Raw genomic sequence first — 26,227 nt, forward strand, 5'->3', positions numbered from 1 at the left:
GGTCCCGCTGCTACCAGTCTCCGCTCGACCGGGCGTTGAGCGGAGCGCTCCAGGTGAGCACGGTTCCACGTCCACCGGGGGCATTCTCGATCGACGACGTGCCGCCGTGCTGGCGTGCCCGGGCGGCGACGTTCCACGTGCCGGAGCTCCGTCCGCTCGCCCCGCTCAGCCCGACGCCGTCGTCCTCCACCTCGACCCGCACCTCGCCCGGGCCGCCTGTCCCGAGGGCAGCGGGGGTGAGGACCGCGATGCGGACGGACACGGACGAGGCCTGGGCGTGGCGGGCTGCGTTGGCAAGTCCTTCGCGGACGACCGCGAGGATGTCGTCCGCCAGGGGCTGCGAGACGAGGGTGTCGATCGTCGCCTCGTCGTCGTCGAGCGCTCCGAGACTCCGGTCGTCGACGGAGATGACGAGCGACGGGGCGAACCCGAGACCGGTCCTGGCCAGCGCCGCCTCCCGCCGCAGGCGCTCGACGAGCCCCGTCGCGGCGTCCGGGTCCCGCAGGGAGTGCACGATCGATCGGATCTCCCGGACGGAGTTGTCCACGTTGTCGAGCGCCTCGTCGAGGATCGCGATGAGCCCGGCCTTGTCGAGCCCTCGCGCCGCGCGGCGCCGGACGGTCTCGAGCTGCAGGCCGGTCGCGAAGAGCTGCTGGATCGCCAGGTCGTGGAGGTCCCGGGCGATGCGCTCCCGCTCCTCCACGAGCTTGCCGACGTCCTGCGCCTGGCGCGCCTCAGCGAGGACGAGCGCGAGGGCAGCCTGGTCCGCGAACGTCGACGCCCGCTCGAGGTCCTTGGAGATGAACGCCTCCTTGCCGTCCTTGCGCAGCAGGACCAGCACGCCCACGGGCTTGTCGGCCGTGCCCATCGGGGCATAGAGGGCAGGGCCGTACTGACGCATCGGCGGGAGCACGAGGTTGCGGGCACGCTTGAGCGAGGGGACGAGGTGGCCCTTGCCCGTCTGCAGCGCCGTCCAGGAGAGCCCGGAGCGTGGCATGACGAGGCCGAGGAGGTCCTTCGCGCCCCACCCGTGGACGATCTCCATGACGAGCTCGCCGCCGAGCCCGGGAAGGACGAGGCACGCGGCGTCGGCCTCGGCGATGTTGCGGGCGACGGTGACGATGTGCTCGAGGACCTCTTCCTCGGGTGCCCCGGAGAGGAGCATCGTGGTGATCTCCGCCCCTGCGCTGAGCCAGCGCTCGCGTTCGATCGCGTCTGCCTCGGTGGGAATCACTCAGCTCTCCTTGCGTGCGGTCTCTGTGTCGACACCGCCACGGTACGCCGGGCGGCGGGCGAGGAGCTCCTCGTGGCGTCCGCGGTCGACGACCTGGCCGCCGTCGAGGAGGAGGACCTCGTCGGCGGCAGCGAGCGGGGTGAGGCGGTGGGTCGCGACGACCACCGTGCGCGGGTGGTGCGAGTCGGTCCCGAGGCGCAGGAGGTCGGTGAGCAGGGCGTCCGCGGTGGCGGGGTCGAGGTGCTCGGCGGGTTCGTCCACGAGGAGGACCTGCGCGGGGGAGCACAGGGCGCGTGCGAGGAGGAGCCGGCGCCGCTCCCCGCCGGAGACCGTCGTGGCGTCGGCCCCGAGCCGGGTGCCGAGCCCGTCGGGGAGAGCGTCGAGCCACCCGCCCAGCCCGGCTCGCCGGATGGCGTCGCACGCTTCGGCCTCCGAGAGGTCGCCTCGCGCGACCCGCAGGTTCTCGAGCAGCGTGGTGTCGAAGACGTGGGCGTCCTCCGCGGTGAAGGTGACCACCTCGGCCGCGGCCTCCCGAGACAGGTGCTCGGCGGGTCGTCCTCCGAGCAGGAGCGTGCCGGAGACGGGCGGGACGAGACCGGCGAGGGTGAGCAGGATCGTCGTCTTGCCCGCACCGCTGGGTCCGACGATCGCGAGGGAGCGTCCAGGTGCCAGCTTGAGGTCGAGGTCACGGACGACAGGCTGGCGGGCGGGCCATCCGCAGGCCAGGTCCCGGGCGACCAGCGGAGCCCCGGACGTCTCGCCGTCGGGAGGCAGGGGAGCCGTCACGGCCTCGCGCGGCGCCGCCGCGTCCAGGAGCGCCATGATGCGGGCAGCAGCCTGTCGCGAGCGGTGCAGCTGGATCGCGGCCGCCGGGAGGACCTGAACGGCCTCGAACGCCGCGAGCGGGGTGAGCACGACGACCGCGAGCGCCACCGGGTCGAGGGCGCCGGCGTGCGTCGCCGGGATCGCGAGCACGAGCGCGCCGAGCACGGCGAGCCCGACGGCGAGGGTGCCGACGGCGCTCGCCGCCCCGGACGTGCGGGCTCCCGCGTCCGTCGCGGCCGTGGTGCGCCGGTCCGCCGCCCGCACGGCGTGCATCCGCTCGTCGAGCCGTCCCGACACGGTGAGCGGTCCGGCGTCGTCGAGGATCTCGAGCGTGAGCGCGGCCGTGTCTGCGCGTGCTGCGCTCGTGCGTTCCTCGCTCGTGCGAGCACCGCGGGCGGCGAGCGCCGGAGCGACGACGCCGGCGAGGACGAGGCACAGGGCGAGGACGAGCGCCGAGGGCACGTGGAGGGTCGCGAGGAGCCCGACGGACCCGACAGACAGGGCGAGGCCGACGGCGGCAGGGAGCAGGGCGCGTACGACGACGTCCCCCACGGCGTCGACGTCGGCGCCGACACGTGCGAGGAGGTCACCGCGTCGGACCGAGGCGACGGCCTCGGGGCGGCCGGACGCGAGAGTCGTGTAGAGCCGGCTCCGCAGCGCGACCATCCCGTCGAGCGCCACCTTGTGGGACGCGAGGCGTTCGAGGTAGCGGAAGACTCCACGTGTGATGCCGAAGGTGCGCACCGCGACGGTCGCGACGGACAGGGTGAGCACCGGGGGCATCTGGGACGCTCGCGCGATGAGCCAGGCGGACACGGCGGCGAGCGCCACGGCGCTCCCGAGGGCGAGCGTGCCGAGCGCGACAGCACCGAGGGCGGGGCGCCACCGGACGTCGAGCATCCGGACGGCCCGCCAGAGCGGGTCGCGAGCGGCGGCAGGAGCAGCCTGCGAGGAGGTGTGCTGGTCGGGGGCCCGGACCGTCATGCGAGGGCTCCGACCGGTGCGTCGGAGCGGACCTCGACGACATCGTCGGCGAGCGCGACGAGCGAGGGCCGGTGGGCGACGAGAAGGACGGTGCGACCGGCGTCGCGCAGCGCGCGGACGCATGCCAGGACGTGCTCCTCCGAGACGGCGTCGAGGTGAGCGCTGGGCTCGTCGAGGACGACGAGCTGCTGCGATCCGAGCAGGGCGGCGGTGAGTGCCACCCGCTGGCGCTGGCCGACGCTCAGGCCGAGACCGCCCCTGCCGACGACGGTGTCGAGGCCGTCGTCGAGCGTCACCAGGACCTCGTCGAGGCCGGTCAGGGCGCTGGCCTGCGCCAGGCGTCGGGTGTCAGGATCTCCGAGGGCGGAGCGGAGCGTGCCGGGGGGCAGGACGCTGCGCTGGGGGAGCCAGGCGATCTGCGACCACCACGATGCGGGGTCGAGGTCGGTGAGGTCGAGCCCGTCCACGAGCACGCGCCCGTCGTCCGGTCGGACGAGACCGAGCAGGGCGAGGACCGCGGTGGTCTTCCCTGCTCCGCTGGGCCCGACGAGCGCCACCACCCGTCCGGGGCGGATGACGACCGACAGTCCTGCAGGTGCCCGGACACCCCGTCCCGGCGCGTCGACGCCGAGTCCTTCGACGCTGACGACGGCGGTCCTGAGGTCGGGGGCCCCGAGGGTGCCGGGCGTCGGCACGGGCGTCTCCAGGACGGCGAACGCTGCGTCGGCGGCGGCCACGCCGTCGGCCGCCGCATGGAAGCGGGCGCCCACCTGACGCAGCGGGAGGTAGACCTCGGGCGCGAGGACGAGGACCGCGAGGGCCGTCTCCAGCTCGATCCCGCCGTGCACGAGCCGCAGGCCCACCCCGACGGCGATGAGCGCGACCGAGAGGGTCGTGAGCAGCTCGAGGACCATCCCGGAGAGGAAGGCGACCCGCAGGGTGCCCATGGTCGAGCGGGTGTACGCCTCTCCGAGGGCGCGCACCCGCGCCGCGGGACCGCGCTCGCGGCCCAGCGCCTGCAGGGTCGGGAGGCCGGCGAGCAGGTCGAGCACCTGCGCGCCGAGGCGCTGCATGGCGACGAGGCGGCGACGGGACGTCGTCTGGGTGAGGTGCCCGACGAGGATCATGAAGACGGGAACGAGAGGGATGGTCACCGTGGCGACGAGCGCGGACACCCAGTCGAGGTCGGCGACGACGAGCAGGACCGCCGGGGTGACGGTGGCGGCGAGGAGCAGCTGCGGCAGGTATCCGACGAGGTAGGGCTCCAGGTCGTCGAGCCCCCGCGTGACGAGCGTCGCGACGTCCGTCCCGTTGCCCGTTGCCCTCCAGCGGGGTCCGAGCGCGGCGGCACGTGCGACGACGCCCGCGCGCAGGTCCCCGACGACGCGCGTCGCCGCACGCTGGGCGAACCGCTCCTGCACGCCCACGGTGACGGCGCGCGCGACGACGACGCCCGCGAGCCACGCGACGTGCCCACGCAGGTCCACGAGCGGCGCACGCTCGCTGATCGCCGGCGCGAGGATCGCGGCGACGAGGAGGGCCTGGGCGACGACGAGCCCTGCGGAGACGAGCCCCAGCGCGGCCGTCAGCAGGAGGTAGGCGCGCGCGGGGGCGGCGAACCGCAGCAGCCGGGGGTCGAGGGGCTTCACTCGGACGCGCCGCCCTCCGCGCTGGCGGCGTCCTCGCGCTCCCGCAGGGTCCGAGCGGCGAGGTCGCGCCGGGCGGACAGACTTGGCAGGCCGATCGGTGCGGGGATGTCCGTGAGGCTGATGCGCTTGCGGAACACCCAGTACGTCCAGCCCTGGTAGAGCAGCACGACGGGCGTGAGGAACAGCGCCACCCAGGACATCACGGTGAGCGTGTACTCGGTGGACGAGGCGTTGCGGATGGTGAGCGAGTTCTCCGTGAGGTGCGCCGGCATGACGTCGGGGTACATGGAGCCGAAGATGAGGACGACGGCGGCGACGATGGCCACGGCGGACAGGAGGAAGGCCCACCCCTCCCGGGCGCGGGCGTTCGCGACGACGACCCCGACGAGCGCCGCTGCGGCGACGACGACGGCCGCCCACGTCCAGGTGACGGAGTACGCGACCTGCGCCCACACCGCCCACGTCCCCGCCGCAGCGACGGTGAGGACGGAGAGCACCCCGGCGAGCGTCCGGGCTCGGGTGCGGATCTCACCGTCGGTCTTGAGCGCGAGGAACACGGCCCCGTGGGTGAGGAACAGCAGGAGGGTGACGACACCGCCGAGGAGGGCGAACGGCGAGAGCAGCGACCAGAAGCCGCCGACGAACTCGTGGTCCGCGTCGAGGTGCACGCCGCGCACGAGGTTCGCGAACGCCACACCCCAGAGGATCGCGGGGAGCCACGAACCGATGATGATTCCCTGGTCGCACCGGCGCTTCCAGGTCGGGTCGTCGATCTTGCCCCGGTACTCGAACGAGATCCCGCGCAGGATGAGGGCGATGAGGATGAGGAACAGCGGGACGTAGAACCCTGAGAAGAGGGTGGCGTACCACTCGGGGAAGGCGGCGAACGTCGCACCGCCCGCCGTGAGCAGCCATACCTCGTTCCCGTCCCAGACCGGCCCGATGGTGTTGATGACGAGGCGCCGTTCCTTCTCGTCGCGCCCGAGCACGGGCAGGAGCATGCCGACGCCGAAGTCGAAGCCCTCGAGCACGAGGTACCCCGTCCACAGGACGGCGATGAGGAGGAACCACAGGAGCTGGAGGTCCATGTCGGTGTGTCTTTCTCGCGGGCCGGGTCAGTAGGCGAAGGACAGCGGGCGGTCGGTGTCGTCGTCCGTGCGTGCCTCGGGGGAGTCGTCGTGCACGGTCTCCGGCGCACCTTCGGCCATGTAGCGCCAGATGAGCCGGCCCCAGACGACCGTCAGCGCCGTGTAGACGAGCGTGAAGATCACCATCGAGGCGAGCACGACGGCAGGGCCCTGCGCGGTGGAGACCCCGCGCTCGGTGAGCATCCGGATCGCGTCGATGCCCGTGGGGTTCGGTGCGACGACCCACGGCTGGCGGCCGGTCTCGGTGAAGATCCATCCGAACGAGGACGCGAGGAACGGCGTGGGGATCGCGAGGAGGCCGAGACGTGCGAGCCACTGCTTGTCGCTCACCCGTCCGCGCCGGGTGAGCCACAGTGCGGCGACGGCCAGGGCGGCCGAGCCTGCCCCGAGGCCGATCATCAGACGGAAGCTCCAGTAGGTGAGCGCGAGGTTGGGGGAGTAGTCGACGGGGTTGCCGGCCGAGTCGGTGTCCCCGTACTTCTCGCTGTACATCTCCTGCAGCTCGGCGATGCCCGGCAGGTAGGAGTCGAACCGGCCGTCGGCGAGGAAGCTCGTCACCCCGGGCAGCTCGAGGACGTGCAGCACGCCCTCGCACGAGTTCGACAGGTCTCCGAGCGTGAGGATCGAGAAGCTCGCGCCGTCCTCGCCCTCGCACAGGGCCTCCGCGGCGGCCATCTTCATGGGCTGCTGGTCGAACATGAGCTTGGCCTGCGCGTCGCCCGAGACGGCAAGGCCGACACCGGACGCGATCATGGCGACGAGGCCGAGCACGACGGCGGGGCGGTAGACGTCGCGGGCGACGTCCGGACGGCCGCGGCGCACCTCGCGGACCATCCACCACGCGGCGATCCCGGCGACGAAGGTGCCGGCCGTGAGCCACGCGGCGGTGATCGTGTGCGGGAACGCGGCGAGGAGCGTCGAGTTCGTCAGCACGGCCCAGACGTCGGTCATCTCGGCGCGTCCCGTCTCCGGGTTGAAGATCGCGCCGACGGGGTGCTGCATCCAGGAGTTCGCCGCGAGGATGAAGTAGGCCGAGAGGTTGGTCGCGACGGCGACCGCCCAGATGCACGCTACATGGATCTTCTTCGGCAGCTTGTCCCAGCCGAAGATCCACAGCCCGAGGAAGGTGGACTCGACGAAGAACGCGGCGAGCGCCTCCATGGCCAGCGGTGCGCCGAACACGTCACCGACGAACCGCGAGTACTCGCTCCAGTTCATGCCGAACTGGAACTCCTGCACGATTCCCGTGACGATGCCGATCGCGAAGTTGATGAGCAGCAGCTTGCCGAAGAACTTCGTGAGCTTGAGCCAGCGCTCGTCGCCGGTGCGGACCCACGCGGTCTGCATGATCGCGACGAGCGGCGCGAGGCCGATCGTCAGCGGGACGTAGAAGAAGTGGTAGACGGTGGTGATGGCGAACTGCCACCGTGCGAGGTCGAGGACGTCCACGATGCTCCAGAGGTGCGGGTCGGGTGCGGGGCGCGCCGGGGCGTTCGCCGGTCCTGTCCTCGGGCCCGCAGCACGCATCGTGCGTCGGAACGACACTAGGGATTGCACCGTCGGGGGGCCGGGACCAAGGTCCCGGTGGCGGCGCGGGCACTCGACTGCGACGTGTGACCTTGGTCTCGACACGCCTTGTCAGCGCCCCGCAGTCCTCGATGACGCCCCTGTGCGATACTGAGGACGGCTCAGGGGCCACACTCCCTGAGGCCGACACAGCTCGCAGCAACGCGAATCGCAGATCGTGGTGGCGCCGCAGTCGGGGTACGTACCCGGCAGCTTGGCGCACCCGCTCGCTCGCCCGTGCAGCGGACTGACACCGACGACTTCCGTCGTGGGCGCTCCTGCGTCTGCGACGACCGAACCGCCTGAGGGCGCCGCACGTGTGGGGCGAGACCCTCCGGGCATTGGAGCACCTTCGTGACTCTCGACAACACTCCCACCAGCACGAGCGGCAACGACGTCCCGGCGAAGAAGCCGGCGCGACGACGAGTCACCCGCCAGACTGCGGCGCCGCAGCCTGTGGACCTCACCGCCCTCGCCGCACCGGTTCCCGCGAGCGCACCTCCCGCTCCGGCCACGAGCACCAGCGGCGCCGCGGTGAGCGAGACGCCCGCCGCCGAGGAGTCGGCCCAGCCCCCGAAGCGCCGTCGCGCCACGGCGTCCGGTCGTGCGACGAGGTCGCGCGCCACCAGCGAGCCTGTCACCACCACCGAGCCTGTCGCAGACACCAGCTCCCCGAGCGTCGTGGCTGCTCCGACGACCGACGGGCCCGCGGCCGGGACGGAGGGCGCCCAGACGTCCGACGACGCGCCGAGCGTGAGTGCTCCGCGAGCCCGACGCAGCCGCTCACGGGCCGGCGCCCGGACAGCCGACGCGCCCGACGCCGCACCCGCTGCCGCCGCACCTGCCGACGACGCACCGGTCAGCGCCGCTGCGGACACGACCCCCGCCGCAGGCGAGCCGCAGCTCGACGTGATCGCCGAGCTCGCGCGGACCGCGGAGCCTGCCACGAGGAGCCGACGCTCCCGCTCGTCGGCCAAGGCCGCGGCCCAGGACGCACCTGCGAGTGCGCCCGCCGAGGCCGCTCCGGAGGGCGCCGGGACGAGCGCTGCGGACGAGGTCGACGTGCCGGCTGCGCCCAAGCGTGCTGCACGCACCCGCGGCGGCCGCCGAGCAGCGAGCCGCCCCGAGTCGTCATCGCAGCCCGAGTCCTCGTCCCCGCCCGAGTCGTCGTCCTCGCCGGAGGAGAGCCCCGTGCGGACGAGCCGTCGCTCGCGGTCGGGTGCGACCAAGGCGCCGGTCACGGATCCCACCCCGGCGCTCGAGACCACCGCGCCGGAGCCCGTCCGCGAGAACGCCGCGCCGGAGCCCGCCAGCAGAACCGCTGCACCGCAGCCTGCCCCGGAGGCCGCGCCGGCGCCGACGACCGGCGAGCAGGCGCCGCGTCGCGCGTCGACCGCGTTGCTCTTCCAGGCGCCGGACACGACGGTGACCCGCACGGGTCGTCGCCGGGTCCAGTCGCCGGCCGGTCCGCCGCGGACGAGCGCGGCGCCGTCCGTCGCCGACGTGCAGCCGGCCTCGAGCGGCGTCGACGAGGACGAGCTCCTCGTCGACGAGGACATGGTCGACGGGCTGGCCGCTGCTGACGAGACCGCGGGTGCGCAGAGCGCCAGCGGCACGGTGGCGGAGGACGACGACCGGGCCGACGACGACTCGCAGGACACGGACGACTCCGAGGACACTGACGCTTCCGAGGACACCGACGCTTCCGAGGACGGCTCGGGTGGGTCGCGCCGTCGCCGTCGCCGTGGCGGCCGTGGTCGGCGTAGCCGTGGCGGTTCTGACACCCCGAACGAGGGCAGCACCGAGGACCACTCCGACGACGACGCGTCGACGGACGAGGACGAGCCCGCCCGCGCACCCGAGGACGAGAGGGGCGAGGGGCACGCTGAGACCGGTGGCGGTCGCTCGCGCCGCCGCCGCGGTGCCGTGGCCGAGACTGAAGCGGCGGAGGACGCGGCAGACGCGTCGTCCGACGAGGACTCCGAGGACGACGGAGAGAGCGGCTCGAGCCGCCGTCGCCGCCGCCGTCGCCGGGGGGGTGCACGCGGCAGCGAGGCCGAGCCCGATGCAGCTCCCGCCCGGACCCCCCGCACACGCGGCGGGTCGGAGGGACGGACCGCATCGGACGAGGTCACCGCGCTCAAGGGCTCGACGCGCCTCGAGGCGAAGCGCCAGCGTCGTCGGGACGGCCGCGACGCGGGCCGGCGTCGGTCCATCATCACCGAGGCGGAGTTCCTCGCCCGTCGGGAGAGCGTCGACCGCTCGATGATCGTGCGTGAGCGCGACGGTCGGACGCAGATCGCCGTCCTCGAGGACGGGGTGCTCGTCGAGCACTACGTCTCCCAGCAGTCGCAGGCCTCCATGGCCGGCAACGTCTACCTCGGCCGGGTGCAGAACGTGCTGCCGAGCATGGAGGCGGCCTTCGTCGACGTCGGCAAGGGGCGCAACGCCGTGCTCTACGCCGGTGAGGTCAACTGGGACGCTGCGGGCCTCGAGGGCCAGCCACGGCGCATCGAGCAGGCGCTGAAGTCTGGCGACCCCGTGCTCGTGCAGGTGACGAAGGACCCGATCGGCCAGAAGGGTGCTCGGCTCACGTCGCAGATCACGCTCGCGGGTCGGTACCTCGTCTACGTCCCGAGCGGAGGCATGACCGGGATCTCCCGCAAGCTCCCCGACACGGAACGTGCTCGTCTGAAGAAGATCCTCCGCGAGGTCGTTCCCGAGTCCGCTGGTGTCATCGTCCGTACCGCTGCCGAGGGTGCGAGCGAAGAGGAGCTGCGCGCCGACATCGCCAGGCTGCAGGCCCAGTGGGAGGCCATCGAGAAGAAGTCGAAGAGCGCGTCCGCGCCGGCACTGCTCCAGGGCGAGCCGGATCTCGCGATCCGCGTCGTGCGGGACATCTTCAACGACGACTTCAAGGAGCTCACCATCTCGGGTGGGACCGCCTGGTCGGAGATCTCCGAGTACGTCAACGAGCTCGCGCCGGACCTCGCCGAGCGTGTCCACCGCTGGACGAGCGAGAAGGACGTGTTCTCGGAGGCGCGGATCGACGAGCAGCTCGCCAAGGGCCTCGATCGCAAGGTGTTCCTGCCGTCCGGAGGGTCCCTCGTCATCGACCGCACCGAGGCGATGACCGTCGTCGACGTCAACACCGGCAAGTTCATCGGATCGGGCGGCACCCTCGAGGAGACGGTCACCCGCAACAACCTCGAGGCGGCTGAGGAGATCGTCCGACAGCTGAGGCTGCGGGACATCGGCGGCATCATCGTCATCGACTTCATCGACATGGTGCTCGAGTCGAACCGTGACCTCGTCCTGCGTCGGCTCGTGGAGTGCCTGGGCCGGGACCGGACGAAGCACCAGGTCGCCGAGGTGACCTCGCTCGGCCTCGTCCAGATGACGCGCAAGCGCGTCGGGCAGGGCCTCGTCGAGGCGTTCAGCGAGACGTGCGAGCACTGCAACGGTCGCGGGTTCGTCGTGCACGACGAACCGAACGAGAAGCACGCCGATGCCGGGCACGGTGCGACGGCCGCAGCGGCCGGCGACTCGTTCGACAAGCGTGCGCGCCGCAAGCGGGGCGCGGGCCGTGACGAGGGTGCTGCGATCACGACGGTCCCGGTGCTGCCCGAGGAACGCGAGTCCGTGAAGGCGACGCTCGCGACGATCGCCGCGGCTGCGGCCCACGCGCACGAGCACGAGCACGACAAGGACGCGGCGGTCAGCGTCGAGACGGACGAGCTCGAGAACCTCGAACCGCTCGCGGATGCTCAGCAGGCCGACACGCAGTCGGACGCAGGGGCGCAGGTCACGGACGGGGCGACGGTCGTCTCGGACGAGGCGGCACCGACCACCCCGCCGTCGGCGCGCGCCGAGAGCCCGGTCTTCGACGTCGTGGCCGAGCTCGCGGCATCCGGGCACGGGGCCGCCCCACGTTCCGACGAGGCCGACGCCGAAGGTCGGGCGTCCACCGGGCCGGACGTCGCCCTCTGACGCGTCACCGGTGAACCTCACCTGATGCCACCGCTCCCTCCGGAGCGGTGGCATCAGGCGTTCCCGCGGCCTTCTGTCGGGCCAGCGGCCGCGCGTCAGCCGCGCGCCAGCCGTGGTCAGTGTGGGGGCACGGGCCGCGATGGCGCCGAGCAGTCCGACGACGTCGTAGGATAGGAGCCGGAGCGTTCCGTTCCGCGCGTGCCCGGGAGCGCAACTTGACCCAGGGTGCCGTATTCCGTAATCTTGACCGTCGGCGCGATGTGATTCGCGCTGGTCCCGTGTGCTCCCGAGGTGTTCGACTGCCCCGGTGATGAGCACGCCGCTGAGACTAAGAGAGATGAGCAGCAACGTGGTGTACGCGATCGTCAAGGCCGGTGGCCGCCAGGAGAAGGTTTCCGTCGGCGACGTCGTCGTCGTCGACCGACTTTCGGGCGACGCCGGCGAGTCCATCGAACTTCCCGCGCTGCTTCTGGTCGACGGGGAGAAGGTGACCACCGACGCAGCCAAGCTGGCGAAGGTCAAGGTCACCGCAGAGATCGTTCGGGACGAGAAGGGTCCGAAGATCACGATCCTCAAGTTCAAGAACAAGACGGGTTACCGTGTGCGCAAGGGGCACCGTCAGCAGCTGACGCGCCTCAAGGTCACCGAGATCAAGTAGTTCCTCCGCGCGGCGGGCGACGCCCGGCGCGCTCGTCTTCCACACACTCTTCAGCAGGAAAGCAGGTTCCGCCATGGCACACAAAAAGGGTGCGAGTTCCTCGCGCAACGGTCGCGACTCGAACGCACAGCGCCTCGGTGTCAAGCGCTTCGGTGGCCAGGTCGTCAGCGCAGGCGAGATCATCGTCCGCCAGCGGGGCACGCACTTCCACCCCGGCAACAACGTCGGCCGTGGCGGCGACGACACGCTCTTCGCGCTGACCGCTGGTGCCGTCCAGTTCGGGACGCGCCGTGGCCGCAAGGTCATCGACATCGTCGAGGCTGGCGTCTGAGGTCCTCGACCACAGCTGAACCACCGCGAAGAGGGACGCACCGCATGGTGCGTCCCTCTTCGATGTTTCGTCCGCGTGCACCTCTGCGTGCCCGTGTTGATCGCTCCTTGCTGACGGCGCGAGACTGTAGACGGACGGGCTCCGCCCCGTCCGGACCCGTCAGCGCTACATGATTGGTTGAACCATGGCTTCCTTCGTTGACCGAGTCGTCCTGCATGCCACGGGCGGGAGCGGCGGCAACGGTTGCGCCTCCATCCACCGGGAGAAGTTCAAGCCCCTCGCGGGTCCCGACGGAGGCAACGGGGGCAACGGCGGGAGCGTCATCATCCGTGTCGACGCCCAGGTGACCACCCTGCTCGAGTTCCACCACTCCCCGCACCGCGTCGCGCAGTCCGGCACCCAGGGCATGGGCGACTACCGGCAGGGCTCCAACGGTGAGGACCTCATCCTCTCGGTCCCGACGGGCACCGTCGTCAAGGACCGCGAGGGCAACATCCTCGCCGACCTCGTCGGCGACGGAGCCGAGTTCGTCGCCGCACCCGGCGGCCACGGTGGGCTCGGCAACGCGGGCCTCGCGTCGAAGCGCCGCAAGGCGCCCGGATTCGCGCTGCTCGGCGAGCCGGGCGAGGAGCTCGATCTCGTCCTCGAGCTCAAGACCATCGCCGACGTCGCGCTCGTGGGCTACCCGAGCGCCGGCAAGTCGAGCCTCATCGCCGCGATCTCGAAGGCGCGTCCCAAGATCGCCGACTACCCCTTCACCACCCTCGTGCCCAACCTCGGTGTCGTCCAGGCCGGCGGGTCCCGGTACACCGTCGCCGACGTCCCCGGCCTCATCCCGGGCGCGAGCGAGGGCAAGGGCCTCGGGCTCGAGTTCCTCCGGCACGTCGAGCGGTGCGCGGTCATGGTCCACGTCCTCGACTGCGCGACGCTCGAGCCGGGCCGCGACCCGATGTCCGACCTCGACACGATCGAGCAGGAGCTCGCCGCGTACGCAGGTGACCTCGACATCGACGGAGGACGCGTCCCGCTCACGGAGCGACCGCGCCTCGTGGTCCTCAACAAGATCGACGTCCCGGAGGCACGCGAGCTCGCCGAGCTCGTGCGGCCCGACCTCGAGGCCCGCGGCGTCAAGGTCTTCGAGGTGTCTGCCGTGAGCCACGAGGGTCTCAAGGCCCTCGCGTACGCCCTGGGCGAGTACGTCGAGCGTGCCCGGGCCGTGGCGCCCGCGCCCGCACCCGCACGCACGGTCCTGCGGCCGCGCGCGGTCGACGATGCCGGCTTCACCGTGCAGCGCAAGGAGTCCGGCGGTCGCCCGTACTACGAGGTGCGAGGAGTCAAGCCCGAGCGCTGGGTCCGCCAGACCGACTTCTCCAACGACGAGGCCGTCGGCTACCTCGCGGACCGGCTCGCGACCCTCGGCGTCGAGAAGCAGCTGTTCAAGATCGGCGCCGTCGCGGGCGACGAGGTCCGGATCGGCCCGGAGCACAACTCGGTGATCTTCGACTGGGAGCCCACGCTCATGACGGGCTCCGAGCTGCTCGGCGGGCCGCGCGGCTCGGACGTGCGCCTCGAGGAGTCCCTGCGCCCGTCGCGGTCGGACAAGCGCCGCGAGCACACCGAGCGCATGGACGCCAAGGCCGAGGCCCGCGCAGAGCTGTGGACGGAGCGCGAGGCGGGCATCTGGACGGACCCGATCGCGGACGACGAGGCTGCCGGGGTCTGACCTGGTGCACGATGTACGTGTGACAGACCTGCCTCCTGCACCGCACCCGCGCGCCATGATCCGGGACGCGCACCGCGTCGTGGTGAAGATCGGCTCGTCCTCCCTGACGGGGGCCGACGGACACCTCGACGTCGCTGCGCTCCGCAGGCTCGTCGACGTGCTCGCCGCGCGCCACGCCGAGGGCAAGCAGGTCGTGCTCATCACGTCAGGTGCCATCGCGGCCGGGCTCGCCCCCCTCGGCCTGCCCGCGCGGCCGCGCGACCTCGCGACCGCCCAGGCGACGGCCTCGGTGGGCCAGGGCATCCTCGTCGCCCGGTACACCGAGGCGTTCGCGGCGCACGGCCTGCGGGTGGGGCAGGTGCTCCTCACCGCCGAGGACACCGTGCGGCGTGGCCACTACCGCAACGCTCAGCGCAACCTCGAGCGGCTCCTCGACCTCGGTGTCGTGCCCGTCGTCAACGAGAACGATGCGGTGGCCACGAACGAGATCCGGTTCGGCGACAACGACCGCTTGGCCGCGCTCGTCTCCCACCTCGTACGCGCGGACGCCCTCATCCTCCTCACGGACGTCGACGGGCTCTACGACGGCCCCCCGTCGCGTCCGGGATCCACCCGTATCCGCGAGGTGCACAGCCTCGCTGACATTGCCGACGTCGAGATCTCGGGCAGCGGCAGCGCGGTGGGGACGGGCGGGATGGTCACCAAGCTCGAGGCCGTGTCGATGGCATCGGGCTCAGGCATCCCCGTGGTGCTCACGCGCGCCGACAACGTCGCCGACGCCCTCGCCGGGAGGGAGGCCGGCACGTGGTTCGCGGCAACCGGCAAACGCACGTCGCGGCGCCGTCTGTGGCTGCGGTACGCCGCCAAGGCGCGTGGCCGGCTCGTGCTCGACGACGGAGCGGTCCGGGCAGTCACCGGTGGCACGGCATCGCTGCTCCCCGCCGGCATCACGGCAGTCGAGGGCGACTTCCGGTCGGCGGACCCCGTCGAGCTCGTGGACTCCACCGGGAAGGTCGTCGCGCTCGGGCTCGTCTCCTACGACGCACGTGAGGTCCCCGCGCTGCTGGGATTCTCCACGGGTGAGCTGCGCGACTCCCTCGGCGAGGGCTACGACCGCGCCGTGGTGCACCGTGACGACCTCGTCCTCGTGCCGCGCCCCCGCAAGTCATGAGCCCGGGCGCCGGCAGGGACCTCGCGACGGACGTCGTCGTGCGGCGCGCCGAGCCCCGCGAGCACGCCGAGGTGGGCCGCGTCACCCAGCACGGCTTCGACACCGGTCCCTATGGCGCGACGAGCGACGCCGACCGGCTCGCGCTGCTCCACGATGCAGCCGGTCGTGACCGTGACGGTGCTCTGCTCGTCGCGGTCCGCGTCCACGACGGCACGATCCTCGGGACGGCGAGCCTGCTGCGGTCGGGTACCCGCTACGTGCGCAACGCACGGCCGGACGAGGCCGAGCTGCGCCTGCTCACGACGCTCCCCGAAGGGCGGGGGCAGGGCCTGGGTCGGCTGCTCGTCGAGGCTGCGGTCGCCGAGGCGCGGACCTGGGGGGTGCGCGCGATCGTGCTCGACACCGGGCCGGACAACCCCGCAGTGGCGCTCTACGAACGCCTCGGGTTCGTGCGCGATCCCGCACGGGAGTCGACGGTGGTGCGCGGCATCGGGACGCTGCGCTTCTACTCCTTCCCGCTCGGTGACGACGCACCTCCGGACGCGCGTGACGACGCCCGCGAGGGGTGACTAACCTGGTCACATGACCCAGGTAGCAGAGCACGGACCGGACGCCCTCGCCGACGACGTGAGCGCGGCGGTGCTGGGCGTCGCCCGGCGTGCCAAGACGGCGTCGTTGGCGCTGGCCACGGCGACCCGCAGCACCAAGGACGCCGCGCTGCACGCGTTGGCCGACGCGCTCGTCGCCGCGACGGCGCAGATCGTCGAGGCGAATGCGGACGACCTCGCCCGGGGCCGCGAGAACGGGACCTCCCCGGGGCTCCTCGACCGCCTCGCGCTGACGGAGGACCGGGTGGCCTCGATCGCCGACGCGCTCCGCGAGCTCGCTGCCCTGCCGGACCCCGTCGGTGAGGTCGTCCGGGGAGCGACGCTGCCGAACGGGCTCCGGATGCGGCAGGTCCGGGTCCCCATGGGTGTCGTGGGGATGATCTACGAGGCGCGTCCCAACGTGACCGTCGACGCGGCCGGCCTCGCCCTCAAGAGCGGGAACGCCGTGATCCTGCGTGGCGGGAGCGCAGCGGCCCGCTCCAACGAGGTCATCGTCGAGGTGCTCGGTCGGGCGCTCGAGCGCCAGGGCCTCCCCGCAGACCTCGTCCAGTCGATCGATGCCTACGGACGGCCCGGAGCCGTGGCGCTCATGCACGCGCGCGGTCTCGTCGACGTGCTCGTCCCGCGGGGCGGGGCGGACCTCATCCAGACGGTGGTGCGCGAGTCCACCGTGCCCGTCATCGAGACCGGGGTGGGCAACTGCCACGTCTTCCTCGACGCGAGCGCCGACCCAGCCATGGCCGTGGAGATCGTCCTCAACTCCAAGACCCACCGGGTGGGGGTGTGCAACGCCGCCGAGACGCTCCTCGTCCACCAGGACGCGGCACCGACGCTCCTGCCCGCGGTCCTCGCTGCCCTCGGCGCGGCGGACGTGGTGGTGCACGGAGATGCGAGCACGCTCGCTCTCGCGCCCGACGCGGTGCGGGCCGTGCCGGCCACCGACGAGGACTGGGCCACGGAGTACCTCTCGCTCGACCTCGCCGTGCGCGTCGTGCCCGACCTCGACGCGGCGATCGAGCACATCCGGACCTGGTCCTCGGGGCACACCGAGGCCATCGTCACGGCGGACCTCGTGTCGTCCGAGCGGTTCGTCGCGGAGCTCGACTCGGCGGCCATCATGGTCAACGCCTCCACCCGCTTCACCGACGGCGGTCAGTTCGGGCTCGGAGCCGAGATCGGGATCTCCACGCAGAAGCTGCACGCGCGGGGTCCGATGGGGCTGGGTGAGCTCACGACGACCAAGTGGGTCGTGCACGGCGACGGTCACGTGCGACGCTGACGTTCCGCGTACGCCGCCGTTCGGGCACCCGTCGGGATCGTCCGCGCCAGGACGCGTGAGAGACTAGACGTTCACTCAGGACCAACGTCCTGCGTCCGGTCCCGACCGGGCGTGCGGACGAGCGAAACAGGAGGATGACATGTTCGCAGCAGTGCTCGCCGCGGAGGAGACCGAAGCCGTGAACCACCTCGCGATCTCGCCGATCGCCTTCGGCATCACCGCCTTCGCCGTCCTCCTCGGTCTCCTCGCCGTGACGTACGCGTTCCGCAGCGTGTGGACGCGTCACTGATCGCGACGGATCCGTCGATGTCGACGCAGCGCCGCCGTGTGGGCGTGATGGGTGGGACGTTCGATCCCATCCACCACGGTCACCTGGTCGCCGCGAGCGAGGTCGCTGCCCGGTTCGAGCTCGACGAGGTCGTGTTCGTCCCGACCGGTCAGCCGAGCTTCAAGCAGCACCAACCGGTCAGCCCGGCAGAGCACCGCTACCTCATGACGGTGATCGCCACAGCGTCGAACCCGCGGTTCACGACGAGCCGGGTGGACATCGACCGTCCCGGGCTCACGTTCACCGTGGACACCTTGCGTGACCTGCGCCAGGAGCGCCCCGACGTGGACCTCTACTTCATCTCGGGTGCGGACGCGATCGAGCAGATCCTCACCTGGAAGGACGCCGAGGAGCTCTGGAGCATGGCGCACTTCGTCGCGGTCACGCGCCCCGGGCACCGGCTGTCGATCGACGGTCTGCCGCGGCACGTGGTGAGCGAGCTCGAGGTCCCCGCCCTGGCCATCTCGTCCACCGACTGCCGCGCGCGCGCCGCCGCCGGTGAACCGGTGTGGTACCTCGTGCCGGACGGGGTGGTGCAGTACATCGCGAAGCACGGTCTGTACGTCGAGTCGGCTGTGAGGGTTGCATCATGACAGAGCAGGGCGGGGACACTCCCGCGGTCCCGCTGACGCGCCGCCAGATCCGCGAGCAGGCCGCACGTGCGGCGGCCGCCGCCGCGGCGTCGGCGCCGCCAGCCTCCCAGGCGCAGGGTGCTCCGCCCGCGTCGTCGCCACGCGGTGCGGCTCCCGCGACACGGTCCGGTGCGCCGGGCGCGCGCCCGGCGCAGCAGGCTGACGGTGGCTCGCGGTCTGCGACCGGCCTGCCTCAGCGGACCCCGCAGCCGAGCGGGCCCGGCTCGCAGTTCAGCCGGGTCGGGCGACCCCGGTCCCAGCCACCGGGGCAGCCACACCCGCAGGTCCAGGCGCAGCCCGCGCGCCCGGAGAGCACGCCGGACGTGTCCCGACGGAACCTGCGGGAACGGGCGGACTCCTCGCGGCCTGTGGTGGTTCCTCCGACGCAGACGAACGCGATCCGCACGGTCGATGAGACCGGCGAGCTGTCCGTCGTGCGTGACGTCCCGCGCACCGAGGTCCCGCGCAGCGGCGCGCGCCCGTCGTCGGCATCGGCCCCGCGACCCGCCCCGACGCCGCAGCAGTTCCACCAGACGGTAAGACCGCAGCCCGCCATCGAGGCTCCCTCCGCCGCTCCGAAGCTCCTCGGTGACGGCACGCCCCGGCGGCCGTGGCCGCCCGTCACGTCCGCCGCTGGACCGCGTACCGCGGAACAGGGCGGGCGCGGCGCGCCCCCCGTGAGCGAGTTCCACCAGCGCGTCTCCGCGCCGAGGACAGCGCCGGACCCGGCGACGGCGCCAGCCACGAGCCCGGAGCCGGTGACGGAGATGCTCCCGCGCTGGGACGCCGTGTCTGCGACGCGCGCCGAGCGCCCGTCGCAACCGAGCGGGGCTGTGCCGGCGGCTGACGCGGCCCCGGAGGAGCGCGACGGACATGGTCCTGCCCAGGCACCGCGGACCCCGCCGCGGTCGCTCCCGGCCGACAGCGCAGCAGACGACGTCGCCGACGAGGACGACGAGGACGAGGACGACGACGACGGGGACCACAAGTACACGTGGTTGCACTATCTGATCCTCGTCGCGGTAGCGTTCGTTCTCGGGCTGATCATCTGGAAGGTCGGCCTGGAGGGCAGCGGCGCCGCCGCTGCCGAGGGCACCGCCGCGAGCATGTCCGCCGCGTCCCATGCATCGTCCTACGCATCACCCCATCCATCTCATGTGTGATCTCTGAGGAGCATCTGTGCCTGCAACTGACCGTGCCATCGAGCTGACGATCGCGGCGGCCCGCGCGGCGTCCGAGCGCAAGGCCGCCGAGATCATCGCGCTGGACGTCAGCGAGCAGCTCGTGCTCACCGACGTCTTCCTCATTGCCTCCGGCAACAACGAGCGCCAGGTCTCTGCGATCGTCGACGCCGTGGAGGAAGCCCTCCACAAGCTCGGCTCGAAGCCGATCCGGCGTGAGGGCAAGGCGGAGGGCCGCTGGGTCCTCATCGACTTCGGTGACATCGTCGTCCACGTCCAGCACGCCGAGGACCGCGTGTACTACGCGCTCGAGCGTCTGTGGAAGGACTGCCCGCTCATCGAGCTCCCCGAGGACGCCCGTGGAGGCGACGGGACGGTCGCGCCCGAGTACGAGCCCGACGACTTCGGCTACCCGTTGCGCGGGGTGGGTGCGGACGTCGACGAGTGAGCGTCGGCACCCTCGTCTTCCTGCGGCATGGCCGGACCGCGTACAACCTGCAGGGCCGGCTCCAGGGTCAGGTGGACATCCCGCTCGACGACGTCGGTGAGTGGCAGGCGGAGCACGGTGCGGCAGCGCTCGCGCGTGCCCACCGGCCGACCCTCGTCGTGTCCTCCGACCTCCTCCGCGCCCGGGCCACCGCGGAGGCGTACGGCAGTGCTGTGGGCGTGGAGGTCGTCGTCGACCCCAGGACCCGCGAGCGTGGCTTCGGGGAGTGGGAAGGCCTGTCGAGGCCTGAGCTCGAGGAACGATGGCCGGTCGGGTTCGCTCAGTGGCGCCGCGGGGAGGAGCCGCCCCGGTCCGGCGCGGAGAGCCGCGCCGCAGTGGTCGCACGGATGCTCGAGGCGATCGCGGAGCACGGGGAGGCGTTGGACACGCAGGACACGCTCGTCGTCGTCTCGCACGGCGCCGCGATCACGATCGCGCTCACGGCGCTGCTCGGCCTCGACCCGACGGTGTGGCGTGGGCTTGCGGGGCTCAACAACGTCCACTGGTCGCAGCTCAACCGCTCCGGACCGTCCGCGCACCCCGGTTGGCGTCTCATGGCCCACAATGTCGGGGCCGGTTACCCGCTGGATCACTGGAACGCGGGGCCCGATTGGAACTTCGAGGCAACTTCGTCCTAAGATTGCGACGCTTCGGAAACGGGGCACCGGATCCCTCGGGGTCACGGGGCTGTGGCGCAGCTGGTAGCGCACCTGCATGGCATGCAGGGGGTCAGGGGTTCGAGTCCCCTCAGCTCCACCGAACGAAGGGCGTCTGACCACCAGGTCAGGCGCCCTTCGGTGTTCTCCGGGTCGGACGCCCGGTCGCGTGCGCCACGTCGTCGAAACGGACACACTGGGGTACTTTCCATGATGACGACAGACTGGACGGCGTGACGACGTCACGCGCCGTCGCGGGCAACGCGCGCGGCCGCGTGCCCGACCGCGCCCGTTGCCCGGCGGTGACGAGCCTCACCGGGCGGGCGAGGAGAGCGCGATGACATCGGTCGGCGAGACGACAGGCCCCGTCGCCCGGCCCCGGCTGCGCAGAGACCTCTCCGTCTCGGCGGTCGTCGCCGGGCTCGTGGCCGTCCTCGTCTCGTACTCGGGGCCGTTCGCCGTCGTCACCCAGGCCGCGGACGCGGGCGGACTGAGCGTCGACGAGACCACGTCGTGGGTGTGGGCCATCTCCGTCGGCAGCGGTCTGACCTGCGTCGTGCTCAGCCTGTGGACGCGGATGCCCGTCATCACCGCCTGGAGCACGCCCGGTGCTGCGCTGCTCATCACGTCGCTCGGAGATCACGCGTTCTCCGCAGCGGTGGGTGCGTATCTCGTCGCGGGTCTCGCGATGACGATCATCGCGACGACCGGGGCCCTCGGGTGGGTGATGGACCGGGTCCCGCACGGCATCGTCTCCGCGCTCCTCGCGGGGATACTGCTGCAGTTCGTCATCGCCGCCTTCCAGGCGGTACCCGGTGCGCCGCTCCTGACGATCACGGTGGTCGCGGCCTTCGTCGTCACGAAGCGGCTCGTGCCGCGGTACGCCGTCCTCGTCGCCCTCGTCCTGGGGGCACTCGTCGCAGGCGTCCAGGGGAGGCTCGATGGCCTCGGCAAGGTGACGGGGGAGGTGACCGTCCCGCACCTGACGGCTCCGTCCTTCTCCCTCGCGGCGATCGTGAGCATCGGGATCCCGTTGCTGCTCGTGACGCTCGCGTCGCAGAACGCGCCGGGGATCGCCGTGCTGCGCACCGCCGGCTACTCGCCGGACGACCGCCGGCTCGTCGGGGCCACGGGTCTCGTCTCGACCGTCCTCGCTCCCTTCGGCAGCCACGCGATCAACCTCGCCGCGATCACGGCAGCGATCTGCACGGGGGAGGAGGCGCACCGCGACCCGGCGCGACGGTATGTCGCCGGGGTGGCGACGGGCGTGCTCTACCTCGTCGTCGGTGTGTTCAGTGTCGGCCTCGTCCAGCTGTTCCACGCGCTCCCGGGCGCGCTCGTCGCGGTGGTCGCCGGCGTCGCGCTGCTGGGCGCGGTGCTCAACGGGCTCGTCGGGGCCGTGGAGGACACCCGCTCGCGCGAGGCGGCGCTCATCACGCTGGCGGTGACGGCGTCGGGCCTGACGCTCGGAGGCGTCGGGTCCGCCTTCTGGGGGCTTGTGGCGGGCCTGCTCGTGCACGCGGTGCTCACCTTCCGGACGCGTGCACCGGGAGCAGGTGCGTGACCAGCAGGTGCGTGACGGCGTGCGTCACGCAGCGGTAGGGGAGATGTTCACCATCCACTGCACGCCGAAGGGGTCGATGCACATGCCGAAGAGGTCACCCCAGGGCGCGGCCACGAGCGGCTCGATGACGGTCCCACCCTCGATGAGGCCCTCCCAGCAGCGCCGGAGCTCGACCTCGTCGTCGCCGCTCAGCGAGACCTGGATGCTCGTGCCGGGCGTGTACTCCATGCTGCTCGGCGTGTCGCCCGCCATGAGGACGAGGCCGCTCGGTGTCATGAGCTGGGCGTGCATGACCTTCTCGGCGTCTGTCGGGTCGTCGCTCCCGAAGGACGGTCCGAAGGTGTCGATGGCCAGCTCGCCCCCGAACACGGACTGGTAGAACTCCATCGCGGGCCGGGCGGTGTCCCGGAAACCCAGGTGGGGATTGAGGATGATGCTCATGGTCGGACCTCCGTGCGTCGTCGGCGGGTGACCCTCCCAGCATGGCACCGGGGAAATGTCAGGGGATAGGGCAAAGCAGGGTCTTTTTGTAGTAGGTCGCGGAGCCCGTGTACCCGAGCGCCTCGTAGAAGGTGCCGGCGCGTCGGGTCGCGAGCGAGACGACGGACGCGCCCACGTCTGTCGCCCACGCTTCTGCCGCGTGCATGAGGGCCGCGCCCGTCCCCGCGCGGCGCACCGCCTCCGCCACGACGATCTCGTCGACCCAGGCCACGAGCCCGTCGGCGTGGAACGTGGCCCGTGTCGACGCGGAGAGGTATCCGACGACCGCACCCCCCGGGTTCGCCTCAGCGACGAGGAGCAGGCATCGGGGGTCGGCGAGGATCGTCCGGTACATCTCCGCGAACCCGCCGGGCGTCGGGCGCCCGGAGGTGGCGAGCGCGATGGCCAGGGGCCACACCGCGTCGGCGTCCTGCGCCGTCGCCGGTCGGACCGTCGTCGTCATCTCGTCTCCCGGTGTCACGTGCGCGTGCAGAGCTCGGACCGCTGGTCAGACTAGCGTCCAGACGGGGCCGCTCTCGGGCCGCTCCCGGGGCCAGTGGGCCCGGGGCACGGGACCGGCCTCAGCGCGGCGTGCGCTGCCGCCACAAGAGCCAGACGAAGTACGGCGCGCCGATGAGCGCCGTGGTCAGTCCCGCCGGAATCTGTGCTGGCGCGATCACGGTGCGGCCGACGGTGTCCGCGACGCTCACGAGGAGTGCTCCGAGGAGCATCGCGACAGGCAGGACGCGTCCGTTGCGGGATCCGACGAGAGCGCGCGCGGCGTGCGGGGCGACGAGCCCGACGAACCCGACGACGCCGACCGCGGAGACGGCCGCAGCGGTGACGAGCACCGTCCCGGCGAGCAGCAGCAGCCGGGTCCGCTCGACGTCGACGCCGAGCGTGAGCGGAGTGTCCTCGTCGAGGCTGAGCACGTCCATCTCGCGACGGTACGAGGCGGCGAGGGGCGTGACGACGAGCAGGGCGACGGTGACGGGGACGATGTGCCCGAGGGTGCGCCCGTAGGTGGAGCCGGAGAGCCACGTGAGGGCGAGGTTGACGTTCCACGGCGCGGTGACGACGATGAGGAGCGTCGTCACGGCGGTGACTCCGGCGCTCGTGCCGATACCGATGAGCACGAGCCGGTCGGAGCTCAGACCGCCCCGTCGGGCGAGGAGGTACACGAGCGCGAACGTCGTGCAGGCGCCCGCCGTCCCTGCCGCGGTCATCATCCACACCGGGGCTCCGGGGACGAGCAGGATGACGCTCACCGCACCGAGACCCGCTCCGGCGGTGACGCCGAGGAGGCCGGGGTCGGCGAGCGGGTTGCGGCACACCGACTGCACGAGCGTCCCGGCGAGTCCCAGCGCCGCACCGGCGAGCAGAGCGGCCAGGACGCGTGGACTGCGCTGGTCGAGGACGAAGTCGACCTGTCGTCCGGCCTGCCCGCCGAGCCAGTTCGCGACGTCTCCGAGCAGGACGAGTCGGTCGCCGAGCAGGACCGCCACGATCGCCGCCGCTGCGAGGAGCGTGACGAGGACCGTGACGACGACCGCGGCGCGCCGGACGCTCCGGGGCCGGACGTGTGCCCGGCTGCCCCGTGCGGCGGGACCGGAGTCCCGCAGTCGGCGGGCCAGGGCCACGAGGACGACGGCACCGAACACCGTGGTGACGATGCCCGTGGGCACGGCCGCGCCGTACCGGCCCGGCAGCACGGCCCGCAGGAGCACGTCGGCTGCGAGGACCACGACGACGCCGACGAGGGCGGCCAGCGGGAGGAGCGTGGCGTGGCGGCTGAGTCCGGGGACCCGGCGAGCGACCAGCCGGGCGAGCACCGGCGCGCACAGTCCGACGAACCCGATGGGGCCGGCCACGGTGACTGCTGCCGCGGAGAGGACGACCGCGCCTCCGACGGCGAGCACTCGCGTGCTGCGCACGTCCACCCCGAGCACCCGGGCGGTGTCGTCGCCGAGCGCGAGGAGGTCGAGGCGTCGCGCGAGGAGACCGAGGCCGACGAGGCCCGCGGCGACGACCGGTGCGGCGAGGGTGACCGTCCGCGTCCCGGACTGGACGATGGAGCCGCTGCCCCACGCGAAGAGACCGAGGGTCTCCTGCTGGAAGAGGACGAGCAGGAGGCTCGTCACGGCGCTCAGCGCCAACGTCGTCGCTGCTCCAGCGAGGATGAGACGCGTGGGCCCGGCACCCCCTCCGCTGGACAGTGCGAGGACGAGACCGGCGGCCGCGAGCCCGCCGACGAGGGCGAGCAGACCCGAGACGTAGAACGGGAGCGTCACACCGACGACAGCGACGACGACGACCGCGAGGTACCCGCCGGCGTTGACGGCGAGGGTGTCGGGGGACGCCAGGGGGTTGCGGGCCACGGACTGCAGTGCCGCACCCGCCGCGCCGAGCGCAGCGCCCACGAGGACTCCGGCCAGGAGCCGTGGGAGCCGTGAGGCGACGAGGACGGCGGAGGCCGTCGAGCCGTCGTCGAGGCCCAGGGCCGCGCGCGCGACCTCACCGACCCCCAGGCCGGCGGTGCCCTGCGTGAGGTGCAGGAGGGCGAGGACGAGGCCGAGGAGGGTGGTGACGGCGAACACGCCGCTGGTGCGCAGGAGCGGGCGGCGAGCGGCGAGGGGCGCCTGCGCGAGGACCTCGGCCGCGCCCACGGGTGGGACCGGGACCGCCCGCTCCTGCGCGGTGCTCACGCGGTGAGTGCGGCGATGACCGCGTCGACGTACGCCTCGGCCGAGGCGGGTCCGCCGAACATCCAGATCCCGTCCGGGAGGCGGTGCACGTCACCGGCGGCGACGAAGGGCAGCTGCTCCCAGATCGCGTTGCCGGCGAGGCCTTCGGCGAACGGGTCGGCGGTGGAGTCGCTGGCCATGTAGAGGAACTGCAGCGCGTCGGCGTCGGCGAGAGCCGTGAGGCCTTCGACGTCCGTGGTGGACAGGCCGTAGTCGGGGTCGCCCTCGCCCTCCCAGCCGTTGACGAGGCCGAGCTCGGCGGCGATCGCGCCGAAGAAGGACCCGGGCGTGTACATCCGGACGCTCACCGTGCCGTTGGTGTCCCAGCCGTCCGCCATGGTGAAGGTCGCGCCGGTGAGGCCCGCGGCCTCGAGCGCGGCCTTGCCCTCGAGCACCTTCTCGTCGAAGGACGCGAGCAGCTCCTCCGCCGTCTCGGCGGTTCCCGTCGCGGCAGCGAGCGTCTCCACCGTGCTCTCCATGTACCCGATGGGGTCGGTGCCGTCGGAACCGCGGAGCACGACGACCGGTGCGATCTCCTCGAGCTGGTCGACGACGGTGTCGGCGGTGTCGGTCGTCACGGCGATGAGGTCCGGTTCGAGGGCGGAGATCGCGTCGAGGCTCGCCTCGCCCCGCATCCCGACGTCGGGGGTCGTCTCGTCGAGCGGCAGAGCGGTTGCCCACGTGTTGTAACCGGCGACGTCGGCCTGGCCGACGACGTCGACACCGAGGGCGAGGAGGTTCTCGGTGAGGCCCCACTCGAGGGACACGACCTCGTCGGCGGCCTCGTCGAGGGTGTGCTCGCCGCGTTCGTCGGTGTACGTGACAGGGTCGCCGGACGCTCCGGCCTTCTCGGTCTGGGTCGTGGACGCTGGCGCCTCGGTGGTGCCGCACGCGGTGAGTGTGAGCGCGACCGCGAGCAGCGTGGCGGGGAGCAGGGGAGACGTGCGCATGGGTGTCCTTCGGTCTTGGGTGAGGGTGGAGAGGTTGAG

22 protein-coding genes and 1 tRNA gene are annotated in these 26,227 nt (G+C 72.3%); 14 read left to right on the top strand and 9 right to left on the bottom strand.

Annotation, left to right across the window (positions count from 1 at the left end):
• Positions 1 to 10: 10 nt before the first annotated feature.
• From AC54T1_RS05260 to AC54T1_RS05280, 5 genes are read right to left on the bottom strand one after another with little or no spacing between them, the layout of a single operon-like run.
• A complete protein-coding gene (locus tag AC54T1_RS05260; RefSeq protein WP_484344842.1) occupies positions 11 to 1,234 on the bottom strand; it encodes a GAF domain-containing sensor histidine kinase in 1,224 nt (407 codons plus the stop codon).
• A complete protein-coding gene (gene cydC / locus AC54T1_RS05265; protein ID WP_496911297.1) occupies positions 1,235 to 3,043 on the bottom strand; it encodes a thiol reductant ABC exporter subunit CydC in 1,809 nt (602 codons plus the stop codon).
• Positions 3,040 to 4,692 (bottom strand): thiol reductant ABC exporter subunit CydD, encoded by a 1,653-nt coding sequence (cydD, locus tag AC54T1_RS05270; RefSeq protein WP_496911298.1) that lies wholly within the window; start codon positions 4,690 to 4,692, stop codon positions 3,040 to 3,042. The genes cydC and cydD overlap by 4 nt, the downstream gene beginning before the upstream one ends.
• Positions 4,689 to 5,780: a cytochrome d ubiquinol oxidase subunit II gene (gene cydB, locus AC54T1_RS05275; protein WP_484344839.1), complete on the bottom strand. Its 1,092-nt coding sequence runs from the start codon at positions 5,778 to 5,780 to the stop codon at positions 4,689 to 4,691. The genes cydD and cydB overlap by 4 nt, the downstream gene beginning before the upstream one ends.
• Positions 5,781 to 5,807: 27 nt before the next feature.
• Positions 5,808 to 7,289 (bottom strand): cytochrome ubiquinol oxidase subunit I, encoded by a 1,482-nt coding sequence (locus AC54T1_RS05280; RefSeq protein ID WP_484344838.1) that lies wholly within the window; start codon positions 7,287 to 7,289, stop codon positions 5,808 to 5,810.
• A 471-nt stretch (positions 7,290 to 7,760) separates the two neighbouring features.
• Between AC54T1_RS05280 and AC54T1_RS05285 the strand changes: the two genes are divergently transcribed.
• The 14 genes from AC54T1_RS05285 (at position 7,761) to AC54T1_RS05350 (ending at position 22,014) form a co-directional block, all read left to right on the top strand.
• Complete coding sequence (locus AC54T1_RS05285; protein WP_496911299.1) at positions 7,761 to 11,396, top strand: Rne/Rng family ribonuclease; 3,636 nt, start codon at positions 7,761 to 7,763, stop codon at positions 11,394 to 11,396.
• Between the two features lie 349 nt (positions 11,397 to 11,745).
• Positions 11,746 to 12,054, top strand: a complete 309-nt coding sequence (rplU, locus tag AC54T1_RS05290) for a 50S ribosomal protein L21 (protein ID WP_484344919.1) — start codon at positions 11,746 to 11,748, stop codon at positions 12,052 to 12,054.
• A 73-nt stretch (positions 12,055 to 12,127) separates the two neighbouring features.
• Positions 12,128 to 12,385, top strand: coding sequence for a 50S ribosomal protein L27 (gene rpmA / locus AC54T1_RS05295; protein ID WP_056131185.1), 258 nt, complete (start codon positions 12,128 to 12,130; stop codon positions 12,383 to 12,385).
• Positions 12,386 to 12,569: 184 nt separating this feature from the next.
• Positions 12,570 to 14,108, top strand: coding sequence for a GTPase ObgE (obgE, locus tag AC54T1_RS05300; protein WP_484344836.1), 1,539 nt, complete (start codon positions 12,570 to 12,572; stop codon positions 14,106 to 14,108).
• A gap of 55 nt (positions 14,109 to 14,163) precedes the next feature.
• Positions 14,164 to 15,279, top strand: coding sequence for a glutamate 5-kinase (proB, locus tag AC54T1_RS05305; protein ID WP_484344918.1), 1,116 nt, complete (start codon positions 14,164 to 14,166; stop codon positions 15,277 to 15,279).
• Complete coding sequence (locus tag AC54T1_RS05310; RefSeq protein WP_484344835.1) at positions 15,276 to 15,848, top strand: GNAT family N-acetyltransferase; 573 nt, start codon at positions 15,276 to 15,278, stop codon at positions 15,846 to 15,848. Before proB ends, AC54T1_RS05310 begins: the two co-directional genes overlap by 4 nt.
• Positions 15,849 to 15,861: 13 nt before the next feature.
• Positions 15,862 to 17,166: a glutamate-5-semialdehyde dehydrogenase gene (locus AC54T1_RS05315; protein ID WP_484344834.1), complete on the top strand. Its 1,305-nt coding sequence runs from the start codon at positions 15,862 to 15,864 to the stop codon at positions 17,164 to 17,166.
• A gap of 139 nt (positions 17,167 to 17,305) precedes the next feature.
• On the top strand, positions 17,306 to 17,455 hold the full coding sequence (locus AC54T1_RS05320; RefSeq protein ID WP_496911300.1) for a hypothetical protein: 150 nt from the start codon (positions 17,306 to 17,308) through the stop codon (positions 17,453 to 17,455).
• Between the two features lie 17 nt (positions 17,456 to 17,472).
• On the top strand, positions 17,473 to 18,087 hold the full coding sequence (gene nadD, locus AC54T1_RS05325) for a nicotinate-nucleotide adenylyltransferase (protein ID WP_484344832.1): 615 nt from the start codon (positions 17,473 to 17,475) through the stop codon (positions 18,085 to 18,087).
• Positions 18,084 to 19,289, top strand: a complete 1,206-nt coding sequence (locus AC54T1_RS05330; RefSeq protein ID WP_496911301.1) for a hypothetical protein — start codon at positions 18,084 to 18,086, stop codon at positions 19,287 to 19,289. Before nadD ends, AC54T1_RS05330 begins: the two co-directional genes overlap by 4 nt.
• Before the next feature lie 16 nt (positions 19,290 to 19,305).
• On the top strand, positions 19,306 to 19,755 hold the full coding sequence (gene rsfS / locus AC54T1_RS05335; protein ID WP_484344830.1) for a ribosome silencing factor: 450 nt from the start codon (positions 19,306 to 19,308) through the stop codon (positions 19,753 to 19,755).
• Entirely contained in the window at positions 19,752 to 20,432 is a 681-nt protein-coding gene (locus AC54T1_RS05340) for a histidine phosphatase family protein (RefSeq protein ID WP_496911302.1), read from the top strand. The genes rsfS and AC54T1_RS05340 overlap by 4 nt, the downstream gene beginning before the upstream one ends.
• 45 nt (positions 20,433 to 20,477) lie before the next feature.
• A tRNA-Ala gene (locus tag AC54T1_RS05345) sits at positions 20,478 to 20,550 on the top strand.
• A 237-nt stretch (positions 20,551 to 20,787) separates the two neighbouring features.
• Positions 20,788 to 22,014 carry a benzoate/H(+) symporter BenE family transporter gene (locus AC54T1_RS05350; RefSeq protein ID WP_496911303.1) on the top strand — a complete coding sequence of 409 codons (1,227 nt, stop codon included), beginning with the start codon at positions 20,788 to 20,790 and terminating at the stop codon, positions 22,012 to 22,014.
• A 24-nt stretch (positions 22,015 to 22,038) separates the two neighbouring features.
• On the opposite strand, the gene AC54T1_RS05355 is transcribed toward AC54T1_RS05350, so the two are convergent.
• The 4 genes from AC54T1_RS05355 to AC54T1_RS05370 all read right to left on the bottom strand — a co-directional run bounded on the left by AC54T1_RS05355 (position 22,039) and on the right by AC54T1_RS05370 (position 26,188).
• Positions 22,039 to 22,455, bottom strand: coding sequence for a VOC family protein (locus AC54T1_RS05355; protein ID WP_484344827.1), 417 nt, complete (start codon positions 22,453 to 22,455; stop codon positions 22,039 to 22,041).
• Between the two features lie 58 nt (positions 22,456 to 22,513).
• Positions 22,514 to 22,957 (bottom strand): GNAT family N-acetyltransferase, encoded by a 444-nt coding sequence (locus tag AC54T1_RS05360; protein ID WP_484344826.1) that lies wholly within the window; start codon positions 22,955 to 22,957, stop codon positions 22,514 to 22,516.
• Positions 22,958 to 23,075: 118 nt separating this feature from the next.
• Positions 23,076 to 25,199, bottom strand: coding sequence for an iron ABC transporter permease (locus AC54T1_RS05365; protein WP_496911304.1), 2,124 nt, complete (start codon positions 25,197 to 25,199; stop codon positions 23,076 to 23,078).
• Positions 25,196 to 26,188 (bottom strand): ABC transporter substrate-binding protein, encoded by a 993-nt coding sequence (locus AC54T1_RS05370; RefSeq protein ID WP_496911305.1) that lies wholly within the window; start codon positions 26,186 to 26,188, stop codon positions 25,196 to 25,198. Before AC54T1_RS05370 ends, AC54T1_RS05365 begins: the two co-directional genes overlap by 4 nt.
• Between the last annotated feature and the right edge of the window lie 39 nt (positions 26,189 to 26,227).

The organism is Sanguibacter sp. Z41_6 (genome assembly GCF_059621145.1).